Below are 11,936 nucleotides of genomic sequence, written 5' to 3' on the forward strand. Positions count from 1 at the left end.
CTCTTGAAACTTAAACAACTGCTTAAATTAATCTTTACCAATATCACCCAGAACAAGGTGCGGACCTTTCTTACCACTCTGGGGGTTATTGTGGGGACGGCCACGATCTTTTTGGTGGTGGCCATTGGTCAAGGGGGAGAAGCTCAAGTCAATGAGCAATACTCTAAGTTAAACGTTGGTACCATTATCGTAATGCCTGCTCAGAGAGGTAGAGTGGCGGATCCCTTAACCAAAAAAGATGCAGAACTTTTTTTAGCCAGTGCCAACATAGCCCAGGCCTTTCCCTTATTACGGGGGAACGGTACGATTAACTACAATAATTACTCGGCCTCGGCGAGCTTTATGGCTGTGGAACCGGAATTTCAAACCAGTAATAATTTAACGGCTGAACTAGGCCGGAACATTGACGAAGAAGACGAAAATAAAAAGAATAGGGTTGCCATGGTCGGTGCAGAACTAGCTAATACGTTGACTGACGGTAATTCTTCAGAAATTGTCGGCCAGAATATCAGTATCAGCGGCAGGCGGTTTGAGGTCATCGGCATTTATAATCGGGTGGGTGATTCCGGCTCAGGCCAGAGTTATGATGATGCCGCCTTTGTACCTTACAGCGTGGGAGAAAAGTATTTGTTAGGTACTCGGGCCAACCCTACTATCAACGTGCAGGCCACCAGTTTGGACACCGTTCAGGCAGCCATTGCAGACATTCAGAGTAGCCTAGATGAAAATCATCGGGCCGGTGGAGCAGATCAATTTCGCATTATGGATGCCGGCAGTAGATTGGCCGCGGCTCAGGAATCGGCCAGATCTATGTCCATGCTTTTACTAGCGGTGGCGGTGGTGGTGCTGATCGTTAGCGGTATCGGGATTATGAATGTTATGTTTGTAACCGTAAAAGAGAGAACAAAGGAGATTGGTACCCTGAAAGCCATTGGTGCCAAGAAGCAGGAAATATTAAATCAGTTTCTTATTGAAGCAGTGATTATTAGTTTAGTAGGTGGCGTCATTGGTGTGATTGTCGGTTTCATCACGGTGCCCATTTTACGGTACTTTGAATTAGCAGCCATCGCTTCGGTCAGTGGAGTCCTCTTAGGGTTAATCTTTTCTGTGGTTACCGGTGTTTTTTTCGGATTTTACCCAGCCTGGAAGGCGGCTGATTTAAGTCCCTTGGAAGCATTACGATATGAATAAAAGGTGAGGTTTATGAGCAAAAAACTAATTCTCCTACTGGCATTGTCACTGGTACTGGGGAATGCCTCAAGTGGCTATACTGCTGAAGCAGAGGTAACGACAACAACAGCAACAGTTGTTCCTATAATCACCTTAGAACAAGCTAGGGGATTGGCTATAGAAAATAGCAGGACTTTACAAAAACATGAAAGTAATGTAAAGAAAACTAAATACCAACAACAGCAGGCAGAATATCAATTAAATGAAGCTATCGATCGGTATAACAGTATCGGTAGTAAGTTGGACGAAGATAATTATTCTAACAGTATTTTGGATCAACTGGACTCCCAGTCTGAAAAAATTGAGTCAGCCTCAGACAGCATTGATAATGCAGAAGATAGCTATAATGATGCTGTAAAGGAAGAAAACAACTACCAGAAGCAATTAGGATACCTTGTTGAAGAATTCTATACCACCATCTTAAATCAGGAAGCTGACCTGGCAAAATTAAATAAAGAGTATGAGTTGAAGGAATATTTTTTGAATGTGGAACGAAAAAAACTGGGCTTAGGTAGCAGCAGCCAATATAAAGTAGATGAGCTGGTTGCAGGTGTTAAACAGTTAAATAAAAACATTATTGAACAAACCAATAATATTAAAACCAAAAAGGGTCAATTAAACGATATGATGGGCAGAGGGTATGACGAGGAGTTGCAGTTAGCTTCCTTTGAAGTGCCAGTAACCCTGGAGATCCCAGAGTATGAAAGATTATTGTCCGATGTAACCTATTCCTATACGCGCCTCTCCCAGCTAAAAAGAGATCTTAATAATTCCAAAGAGGATTATAAAGACGAAGATGATTATTATAAGTCATTAATTCTAAGTCAGGAAATTAAAGCAAAAGAACTTGAACTAGTAGATGAAACTAATGGATTGTACGAAAAGGTTAATAATATGCTGACTGATGCAAAGTCAAAACAAGAGAATTATCAGCTTATTTTAACCAATTTTAGAAATGCCCAGAGATCCTATGAATGGGACAAAAAGCGTTATGAACTGGGACAAATTTCAAAACAAGCCTTTCTGGAAAGTGAATTAAGCTTTTTAAATATGCAAAATCAGAAGATTTCTGCGGCATACGCTCTGTATCTAGCCCAGGGTTCTTTAAAATTAGCGGCAGAAGGTATTGTTATGAATTAAGAAACAAACTAGATCATGAAATAACATAGAAAATTACAAGAAACCAGTGTCCGACAGTCGGCACTGGTTTTTTAAAGAGACTAAGCAGCCGCTAGCCTCTAAAGACCTGGCGCACCCTTAGATCATAACCTAATAGCAAATCGTAGCAAATCCGGTCAGGCTTAGCTCTTTTGGCTATTGTTGAAAACCAACTTCAAATAGGTCAAAAGGTTAAGTTTGATCCTTTTTTAATAGTTAAATTAAATAGATAAACGTATTGACCATAAAGCGGTAAAAACGTATAATCATACCTAGAATTACTATGCATTGCAAATCGATGTTATTAAGAGGTGAAAAGTTGCATGAAAATCAATAAGGAATTGCTTAAAGGAAGTACCATCATTCTTATTTTAAAATTACTTGAACGTAAACCGATGTATGGCTATGAAATGATTAAAGAGATTGAAAATGCTTCTGGAGGTGTGTTTGCTTTTAAAGAAGGAACACTTTACCCAATTCTGCATTCTTTAGAGTCGGATGAAATGGTGGAAGCGTACTGGTCAGATTCTACAGGAAACCGCCAAAGAAAATACTATCGGATAACCGATAAAGGTCGTTTACAACTTGAAGAAAAATGTAAGGAGTGGGTTGTCTTTCGTTCAACGGTTGATAAAGTTCTTGAGGGGGCTATGATATGTCGATAGAACGGAATCAGCAGGTACAGGAATATTTGAATCATGTTTGTTCACATATTAAATGGGTTGAGGTGCATGAACAAGTTAAGCAAGAACTGCTTTCCCATATCGAGGATCGTGTAGCAGAGTATTCTGCGGAGGGTATTTCTGAGCAAGAAGCAATAGAACTGGCTATCAATAGGATGGGAGACTCAGTTGTTTTAGGCAAACAGTTGCATAAAGCCCATAAACCTCCTACCAATTGGAAGTTACTATCGATCGTAGCCATTTTAGCGGGGATGGGGTTATGCACGCTATATTCAGTAGAGATGCAGGGTTTATTAACGAAGAAACTGTCGGTATCTATTTTTACAAACAGTGTCATTTACGTTTTTTTTGGCTTAGCAGTACTTTTAGGAATTACTTATTTTGACTATAGAAAGCTAAAAAATTTTGGTTGGCAGCTGTTTTCCGGCACAATGTTTATTTGGCTTATGCTGCTTATGTCGCCTATGCTAGGTTCGACAACTAACGTAAAACCATATTTAAACTTGGGTTTTATAAACATTGACTATATTGGTGCTACTCCGTTTTTGTTAACCGTTGCCTTGGCCAGTATTTTTTTTAATAAAGATTGGTCCAAGCCCAATTGGTTTGTCAGTACTATTTTTCTGTTAATCGTACCCAATATCTTTTATTTCATGAGCCCTTCTTTCACTGGGGTAATTATCTATACAGCGGTATTTCTAATTCTACTGTCACTAGCTGGAGTTAGCAAAAAACAGCTTACGGCCATAGCCATTCTACCAATGGGTTTCTCTATATTTTCTTTGGTTCAAGAGCCTTATCTATTGGACAGATTGCTTACGTTTATGAATCCTTATCATAACCCGCTGGGGAGTGGGTATATCTATATCCAATCAATTGAAGCCATAAGATCTGCAGGGCTCTGGGGACAGGGATTTACCTTTTCGGGAAACCTGCCAGAATTCCACACAGACCTAATCTTTTCTTATATTGTATATACCTTTGGTTGGGTTGCCGGTGCGGTTGTGATCATTTTGGCCGTTGCCTTGACAGCCATCATGATAGATTTGGTTAAGCGGGTTAAAGATAAGTTTGGCAGATTGTTAGTTACTGGACTAACTAGTATTCTTGGATTACATTTTCTCTGGAATATTTTAATGGCCGTAGGACTTGCACCCATAAGTGGCATAAGTTTACCCTTCTTTAGCTACGGCGGCACCCAAACCGTTATTAACATGGCAATCATAGGCTTAGTCTTAAGTGTCTACAGACGAAAAAATGTACTAGTTAATCCAATCAAGATTCGTAAAACAAATGAGGAAGAACAGCTACTATTATGACAAAGGTAATTTCATAATTTCCCACAGTTCTTTGATAATTGTTCCGTAATCTGGACTTATAGTATAAACGTAGTTACAGTGAAAATAATTTAAGGAGGAATAAAAGTGAAGAACTGGAAAACCAAAGCCGTTTCAACAATCTTAGCCCTGGCAGTACTGGTACCGACAACCGCTTTTGCTGCTGACGTGGTGAATGGTCAAGAGGTTAAAGGAACAAAAGGTTTTGCCCATCACCAACTTTTTAATCAAGAAAAACAACAGGAATTTAATGATAAGCTTTTGGAAATGGTTACTAAATACACACCAGACAGTTTAGAAGAATGGCAAAGTGCCCTGGCGACACAGGATCAGTTAAGGCAAGAGATGAAGGACAAGATGCCGCAAAGGCCCCAATTATCTGAAGAGGTGAAAGAAAAAGTAAAAGCAATTCAGGAGGACGTTAAAAACGGCAACCTGACCCGCGAACAAGCTCAGGAACAATTAAAGAGCCTTGGTATTGAAGGATTGAAAGGTAACTTCAAAGACCATCCCCAAATGTCCGATGAAGCAAAGGAAAAGGTGAAAGCCCTTCGTGAAGACCTTAAAAATGGTACCCTAACCCAGGAGCAAGCTCAGGAACAATTAAGGAGCCTTGGCATTGAAGGATTGAAAGGTAACTTCAAAGACCGTCCCCAAATGTCCGATGAAGCAAAAGAAAAGATGCAGGCTATTCGTGAAGACCTTAAAAATGGCACCCTAACCCAGGAGCAAGCCCAGGAACAACTTAAGGCCCTTGGTATTCAGAGACCTGTAGATAAAGATCGTCCCGAATTATCTGATGAAGTAAAACAAAAGCTCCAAACGATTCAGGAGGAAGTAAAAAACGGTAAATTGACCAAAGAACAGGCTCAAGAAGAAATGAAAAATCTTGGCCTGAAGTTCAGAGGCGATGCTACTAAAAATCACCCGATGGCCCAGTTCCAAGAAGCAGTAAAAGCTAATGACGAAGCTAAAATGAAAGAATTATTGCCCCAGATGTTAGAACAAGTGAAGGAAAAAAACCAAGAGTTATCTAATAAATTAGCAGAGTCTAATTCCTAACATAAACCAGACTCCCTCCCACAAAGGGGGTCTGGATTTTCAGCATCTTGGAAAGTATCAACTTGTCAATGTGCAATAAGGGAAAACTAAGGCTGACACCAAAGACTCTTGGGTACTTTAGGGTATAGCGTCAGCTAAGCTTTTCTAACTTCAGAAAGTAACGTATCGGTTTTCAAGTCATAACATCTGGTAAGGGGGGATAAGCTTGTTTCGTATTTTTTTGGTTGAAGATGAGCTTAACCTTAATCAAATTTTAACGTCCTATTTGCAAAAGGAAGAGTGGGATGTAAAATCCTTTTGCGACGGCAAAGCTGCCCTGCAGGCTATTGATGAACGACCCCATCTCTGGATTTTAGATATTATGCTCCCGGATATAGATGGCTATCAATTGCTACGGCGCATTAAAGAGGTATCCCCGGAGGTACCGATAATCTTTATATCTGCCCGAGATGCTGATATCGACCGAATTATGGGATTGGAAATGGGAAGTGATGATTATTTGGCTAAACCGTTTCTCCCTAGAGAGCTAGTCATTCGTGCCCAGAGAGTGCTGGAAAGGGTCTACGACAAGCCGTCAGGTGTTGAAAACACCTTGCTGGATCTATTACCCTATATCTTGGATGAAGGAAAGAGAGAAATTCGAAAAGAGCTGGCTGTTATTGAATTAACCTCAAAGGAATACGATCTAGCCTTTATCTTTGCCAAACATAAGGGGCAAGCCCTTTCCAGAGATCAGATTATTACTTGGGTTTGGGGAGATGACTATGTCGGTACAGACCGCTCTGTAGATGACTTGGTCAGACGGTTACGAAAAAAGTTGCCGGAGTTACGCATTGAAACTATTTATGGTTATGGCTACAGGATGTTAACGAAATGAAAAATTTATCACTGACCGTAAAAATATGGCTGGGTATTTCTGCCGTTAGCTTGTTATTATATTTGGGCGTCATCGTAATTACGCCCCCTTTGGTGCGCAGTTTCTTTACTGACAACATGATGGAACCACCCCGTGAAAGACCTCTTAATCAGTTTGAAGAGCCTCTAAATTACCGGGGTTTTCATATACGCAGTTTTATTATGCTGGAAGACGGCACCACCTTGCCCGCAGAGGCTCAGAAAGCTTTTCAGCCCTCTTTTTTGGAGGAAATAAAGAAAAACGCTGAGTACCAACAAAGGGTTAAAAAACTATACGAAAGCAAGAATGGGCCAATTCCGATTCGTTATGTTATTTCCAGGGACGTAGCTTATGAACGTCCTCTGTACCAAATTATGTTTCTCAAAAAGCCAGAGGAAGATCGATTTGTCAAGGAATTATTGTTTAATTTTATGCTTTACGTTGGGCTTGCTCTGGTGGCTACGTGGTTTGTTTCTTTGCTGATTGTGCGCTACCTCACTCGGCCTCTTACCGTTATGGAGCAGCACGTAAAGCGCATTGCCAATCGCGATTGGCATGAACCTTTGGATATCCAAAGAAATGATGAAATTGGGCAGTTAGCCAAATCCATTGATAGTATGCGCCAACAACTGATAAAGCAGGATGAAACCCAGCAATTGATGTTACAAAATATCTCCCATGAATTAAAAACACCGGTCATGGTGATTCGCAGTTATGCCCAGGCTATGCAGGATGGGGTCTATCCCAAGGGAGACCTGAATGGGAGTATCGAGGTAATCGACGAAGAGGGAGAACGTCTGGAAAAGCTGATTAAACAATTGCTTTACTTAACACGCTTAGATTATCTGGCCACTAGAAATGCAACCCTTGTGGATGTTCAACTCGAACCGTTAATTGAGAAAATTGTCCAGCGACTAAGGTTGCAGCGGCCGGAAATAGCCTGTCAATTAGACTTGCAGCCGGTAATCGTTAAGGGTGATGAAGATACATTACGGGTGATGATTGAAAATCTCTTAGAAAATCACCTTCGCTATGCAGTATCCACCTTAACCATAACCCTAAGTGCAAACAGTGGCAAAACGGAAGCTCTGCTGTATTTATGGAATGATGGTTCCCAGGTAGAACCTACCCTGGTAAATGAAATTTTCAAGCCCTTCCAGAAAGGACGAGAAGGTAAGTTTGGTTTGGGACTTGCCATTGTACAGCGAATTTTAAAGATATATGAAGGTCAAATTACTTTGACCAATGAACGAAATGGCGTAGCTACCACTGTTAGGATACCGTTGTAATAAACATAGAGTTGTAGAGACTTAGGGGGCACCCAATGCTTTGGGCTGCCCCTCTTTTATCGATGCCAAGTGCGGTTGTTGTTATAAAGGGGAATACACTGCAATTATTTTATTTTAGAAGTAGAATTGGTATAATATAGATAAAAGTACTCTGGAAAGTAAGGAGATGAGTATCATGGGCAATAGCGCTATTAAGAACGATAGGATATATACGTACGCTGACTATCTGAGTTGGCCGGAAACTGAACGTTTACAAATTATCGACGGAGTGGCGTATGCTCTGGCTCCACCTTCTACTGAACACCAGGCAATAGTAGGTAGCATATTTGTTGAGTTTGCTAACTACCTCAAAGGTAAGGCGTGTAAAGTTTTTGTAGCCCCTTTTGGGGTGACCTTTGCAAAAGATGTAAAAAACGAAAAGAATATTCATGCTGTGGAACCTGATATCACAATCATTTGTGATAAATCCAAGATTACGGAAAGGGGCTGTAAAGGCAGCCCGGATCTGATTGTAGAAGTTATTTCACCCTCTACGGCTAGTGTAGATGTTATTAAGAAACGCCAACTTTATGAGCACAATGGGGTTCTTGAATATTGGATAGTTGACCCCACGAATCAAATTCTTTCCAGATTTTATCTAAATGAAAACTTAACCGAATACAGACAAGTAGAGTACTTCACTAAGACTGACACAATAACTCCGGTCATTTTCCCCGACTTACAAATAAACCTAGTAGATATATTTTCAAATACAGAGGATTGACAGACCAACAGACAACAGTGGAAATCATTAAGCAATGGCGAAAGATTTCTCGACAAAAGAAAAAACAATAGTAAAAAGTATGCCCTTTGTGGTAAAGGAAAGCATACTTTTTACTATTTAACGTATGCAAATTGCATCAATCAGGGAGGTATCCACCATTGGCTATTAAGATCGTCACAGACAGCACTTCCTATATGCCAGACCATTTACGAGATGAATATGAACTATCCGTTGTCTCCCTAGGAGTTACCATCGATTCAGAAACCTTCCGGGAAGAAGATATAGAAAATAGCAGTTTTTATGATAGGATGGCGAAGGCTAAGTCCATTCCTACCTCTTCCCAACCAACCCCTCAGGAATTTTACAACGTTTTTGAAAATCATATCAAGGATAACCATGCTGTTGTGGGTATTTTTCTATCCTCGGCTATGAGTGGTACCTATTCCACCGCCTGTATGGTCAAAAATATGCTGTTAGAAAAATATCCTTCTGCCAGGATAGAAATAGTGGATTCCCGATCAAATTGTTTGGAACTTGGTTTTGCCGTATTGGCAGCGGCCAGGGCCGCTAAGGCAGACAAATCGATGGAGGAAGTGCTGGCCCAAGCTCAATTTGTCATGAACCGCAGCCGGTTCCTATTTGTACCGGACACCCTGCAATATTTACAAAAGGGTGGCCGTATTGGGGGAGCAGCGGCACTTTTAGGTTCTCTGCTGCAAATACGCCCGATATTGACTGTCATTGACGGGAAGACGGCCTTACTTAGTAAAGTGAGGAAGAAAGAAAGGGCTGTGCAAGAAATCAGCAAAATTTTTCTTTCAGACATAGAGCAGAGGGGGCTGGGAGAGGCCGCTATTCATCACATTAATTTCCCTCGGGAAGCCCAAAATCTCGCTCAGCAGTTGGCAGAAAAGACTGGCACAGTCTTACCAGTATATCCTATCGGTCCTGTTATTGGTTTACACGTAGGTCCAGGGACATTGGGAATTGTTTATTATACCCGTGAGAAAAGGGACTAGCCTAAAATAACGGCCTAGTCCCTCTTACGTACCACTTGCCTGTGGCTAATGGTGTAGAAAACCTATTTCACGCTTCCCTCTACAGAAATAACCACTTCTCGCACGGGAACCTCTTTACCAGCCATTTCCAAGGCTTTTTTCAGAAGTACGGAAATACCACCACAGCAGGGTACTTCCATACGGCCTACCACAATGGTTTTAAGGTCGTTATGGGAAATAATTTGCGCTAATTTTTCCACATACCCTTGGGTATTATCCAGCTTCGGACAAGCAATGGCAATGGCCCGGTTTTTCACCAGCTTTTCCTGAAAATCCCCATAGGCGGCCATTACACAATCAGCACAGAGGAGTAAATTTGCATCCTTAAAGTAAGGTGCCGCGGGATTTACCAGATGAAGTTGGATGGGCCACTGACGCAGCCGGGATGGTTGACTACCGTGGGCTACGGGAGCTTCTTCAACCCGCTCAATTACTCGGGTATGTGAAGAAGGGCAACCACAGGCTGATGTAGTTTCTGCCGGAGCTTTTAGTTTAATGTTAGCTCTTGTTGTGTCAAAGGACTCAGTTTCTTTTTCCACCAATTGAATGGCATCCATGGGACATTGGGGTAAGCACATGCCCAGGCCGTCGCAGTAGGACTCAGAAACCAGTGTTGCCTTACCATCTACTAATTGTAGTGCTCCCTGCATACAGGCACTGGTGCAAAGGCCGCAACCAATACATTTATCATGATCTATTTGAATAACTTTACGTTTCATTTAATAGCCTCCTTAAGAATACTTCTTTTATTTGATTCTTATTATAGAAAAAAAATCAGTAGAAAAGTGTTAGCTAGATCACTTTTGTAGCGTGAATTTTGTCTCACGGAGACATTTTTTTGATTGTTGTGCTTGGAGAATCGTTTCAGGTTATAATAATATCTCAGATAATTAAATTTTAATTCCATAAATGAAAAATAAAAAAGGAGTTTGTTATGAGACTGGGATTTTCTTTAATTCTTCTTCTCTATACCTTATTAAATTGGTTAGTGGGCAGGCAAATTTTGGATTTATTAAAGGTAAATAAAATTGCTTTTTGGGTAGTCTTTATTATCTTGGCCTACTCGCCCCTGGTGACGAGGTTAGGCTGGGTGAAATTTTTAAACTTGTTTGGTAATTATTGGATGGTGTTTTTTTATTACGCGGTGCTGGTAGCCTTTTTAGGTTTATTTATTAAGAACACCCCTTTTATTGTTGGCTGCTATGTACTTATCTTCATAGCCATTATTTATGGGGTTGTCCATGCCAAAGAGATTAAACTACAGCCCTACGAAATTGTCATTCCTAAAAAAGCCAGCGATTTGCATGTAGTTATGCTAGCTGATATTCATATTGATAGTGCTAAAGGTAGTAACTATGTAGATAAAATGGTGCAGGACATTAATGCCCTCCAGCCAGACTTGGTGCTTTTGGCTGGAGACACCTTTGATGACCGGGATATTACAACTCTAAAGAAACAAAAAGAGACCCTAAAGGCAATTCGAGCAAAATACGGGGTTTACGGTGTGTTGGGTAATCATGAATACTACAGTGGCAATCTGGATGAGATGGTCAAGACTTTTCAGGAAGCCAATATCAAGATTCTCAGAGACGAGGTTGTTGAGGCAGCAGGGGTTTATTTAGTAGGTAGGGAGGACGCGCACAAAAAAACTAGAAAGAGCCTTAAGGAGTTAATGCATACAGTGAATCTAGAAAAGCCCATTATCCTCTTGGACCACCAACCCGTTACCCTAGAAGAAGCCAGAGAAAACGGTGTTGATTTACAGCTTTCAGGGCATACCCACAGGGGACAGTTCTTTCCCAATCAACTTATCACCAAAAGAATTTATGAGATAGACTATGGTTATCTGGCTAAAGGTGATTTGCAAGTAATTGTTTCTTCGGGTTACGGAACCTGGGGACCCCCGGTCCGCATCGGCACCCAATCGGAGATTGTTGATATCAAGATGAAGTTTACCCAATAGTTGTATGGATAAATAACAGGCTGACGGTTGCTTGAGCCGTTGGCTTTTTCTTTTCTACCGACATAGGACAAACAGGCTTGGCATATGTTTTTACTAAGAAGCCATGAAATGGGGAGGTAGAAAAGAAATGGACCTAACCTTTTTTGAAATTTATATCTGTCACATGGCCTTGCTATTCTATATATTGCTCATTTGCCATGGGAATTGTCCAGATCATTAAAGGAACTAACATCAAGGGGCTCCGGAGGGGGCTCCTTTTTATTTAACAAGATCCTCCTTCATCATAAACTTCTAACTATATTATTTAAGAATCTAGAATTTTTGCTTTTGGAAAGGATAAACTACATGAAGTTGTAAATACCCAATGCGAAAATGGGTTTTTAAACAATGGATTACTAGAAGAAGGAAGGGTAGCTATTGTCATTACATTCAAGAGCAACAAAATACCTACTAACTTTTTTCACACTCTTGTTTCTTGTCGTTGTGACTCCGCCGGGT

Annotated in this window: 11 protein-coding genes; 10 read left to right on the top strand and 1 reads right to left on the bottom strand. The window is 40.8% G+C overall.

What is annotated here, in order from left to right; translation table 11 throughout:
- Window positions 1-3: 3 nt before the first annotated feature.
- From BUA78_RS08335 to BUA78_RS08375, 9 genes are all read left to right on the top strand, one after another.
- Complete coding sequence (locus tag BUA78_RS08335) at window positions 4-1,191, top strand: ABC transporter permease (RefSeq protein WP_072913118.1); 1,188 nt, start codon at window positions 4-6, stop codon at window positions 1,189-1,191.
- Between the two features lie 12 nt (window positions 1,192-1,203).
- On the top strand, window positions 1,204-2,370 hold the full coding sequence (locus BUA78_RS08340) for a TolC family protein (RefSeq protein WP_072913120.1): 1,167 nt from the start codon (window positions 1,204-1,206) through the stop codon (window positions 2,368-2,370).
- 341 nt (window positions 2,371-2,711) lie between these two features.
- Window positions 2,712-3,053: a PadR family transcriptional regulator gene (locus tag BUA78_RS08345; protein WP_072913122.1), complete on the top strand. Its 342-nt coding sequence runs from the start codon at window positions 2,712-2,714 to the stop codon at window positions 3,051-3,053.
- Window positions 3,044-4,390 carry an FtsW/RodA/SpoVE family cell cycle protein gene (locus BUA78_RS08350; RefSeq protein WP_072913128.1) on the top strand — a complete coding sequence of 449 codons (1,347 nt, stop codon included), beginning with the start codon at window positions 3,044-3,046 and terminating at the stop codon, window positions 4,388-4,390. The genes BUA78_RS08345 and BUA78_RS08350 overlap by 10 nt, the downstream gene beginning before the upstream one ends.
- Window positions 4,391-4,495: 105 nt before the next feature.
- Window positions 4,496-5,470, top strand: a complete 975-nt coding sequence (locus BUA78_RS20195; RefSeq protein WP_072913130.1) for a hypothetical protein — start codon at window positions 4,496-4,498, stop codon at window positions 5,468-5,470.
- Between the two features lie 205 nt (window positions 5,471-5,675).
- Window positions 5,676-6,347, top strand: coding sequence for a response regulator transcription factor (locus BUA78_RS08360; protein ID WP_072913133.1), 672 nt, complete (start codon window positions 5,676-5,678; stop codon window positions 6,345-6,347).
- Complete coding sequence (locus BUA78_RS08365; RefSeq protein ID WP_072913136.1) at window positions 6,344-7,654, top strand: sensor histidine kinase; 1,311 nt, start codon at window positions 6,344-6,346, stop codon at window positions 7,652-7,654. The genes BUA78_RS08360 and BUA78_RS08365 overlap by 4 nt, the downstream gene beginning before the upstream one ends.
- Before the next feature lie 175 nt (window positions 7,655-7,829).
- Window positions 7,830-8,417: a Uma2 family endonuclease gene (locus BUA78_RS08370; RefSeq protein WP_072913139.1), complete on the top strand. Its 588-nt coding sequence runs from the start codon at window positions 7,830-7,832 to the stop codon at window positions 8,415-8,417.
- Between the two features lie 158 nt (window positions 8,418-8,575).
- The gene (locus BUA78_RS08375; protein ID WP_072913142.1) at window positions 8,576-9,436 is read left to right on the top strand and encodes a DegV family protein; all 861 of its coding nucleotides are present in this window, start codon (window positions 8,576-8,578) and stop codon (window positions 9,434-9,436) included.
- A gap of 62 nt (window positions 9,437-9,498) precedes the next feature.
- Here the strand turns inward: BUA78_RS08375 and BUA78_RS08380 are convergent, their stop codons facing one another.
- Window positions 9,499-10,194 carry an ATP-binding protein gene (locus BUA78_RS08380; RefSeq protein WP_072913145.1) on the bottom strand — a complete coding sequence of 232 codons (696 nt, stop codon included), beginning with the start codon at window positions 10,192-10,194 and terminating at the stop codon, window positions 9,499-9,501.
- 215 nt (window positions 10,195-10,409) lie between these two features.
- Between BUA78_RS08380 and BUA78_RS08385 the strand changes: the two genes are divergently transcribed.
- Window positions 10,410-11,438, top strand: a complete 1,029-nt coding sequence (locus BUA78_RS08385; RefSeq protein ID WP_072913148.1) for a metallophosphoesterase — start codon at window positions 10,410-10,412, stop codon at window positions 11,436-11,438.
- The last annotated feature ends 498 nt before the right edge of the window (window positions 11,439-11,936 follow it).

Source organism: Desulforamulus aeronauticus DSM 10349 (assembly GCF_900142375.1).
Classification (GTDB): domain Bacteria; phylum Bacillota; class Desulfotomaculia; order Desulfotomaculales; family Desulfotomaculaceae; genus Desulfotomaculum; species Desulfotomaculum aeronauticum.

Excerpts from the sequence above, each read along its gene's own strand:
- BUA78_RS08340 (WP_072913120.1), top strand. The coding sequence starts at position 1,204 with ATGAGCAAAAAACTAATTCTCCTACTGGCATTGTCACTGGTACTGGGG.
- BUA78_RS08345 (WP_072913122.1), top strand. The coding sequence starts at position 2,712 with ATGAAAATCAATAAGGAATTGCTTAAAGGAAGTACCATCATTCTTATT.
- BUA78_RS08350 (WP_072913128.1), top strand. The coding sequence starts at position 3,044 with ATGTCGATAGAACGGAATCAGCAGGTACAGGAATATTTGAATCATGTT.
- BUA78_RS08365 (WP_072913136.1), top strand. The coding sequence starts at position 6,344 with ATGAAAAATTTATCACTGACCGTAAAAATATGGCTGGGTATTTCTGCC.
- BUA78_RS08370 (WP_072913139.1), top strand. The coding sequence starts at position 7,830 with ATGGGCAATAGCGCTATTAAGAACGATAGGATATATACGTACGCTGAC.
- BUA78_RS08380 (WP_072913145.1), bottom strand. The coding sequence starts at position 10,194 with ATGAAACGTAAAGTTATTCAAATAGATCATGATAAATGTATTGGTTGC.
- BUA78_RS08385 (WP_072913148.1), top strand. The coding sequence starts at position 10,410 with ATGAGACTGGGATTTTCTTTAATTCTTCTTCTCTATACCTTATTAAAT.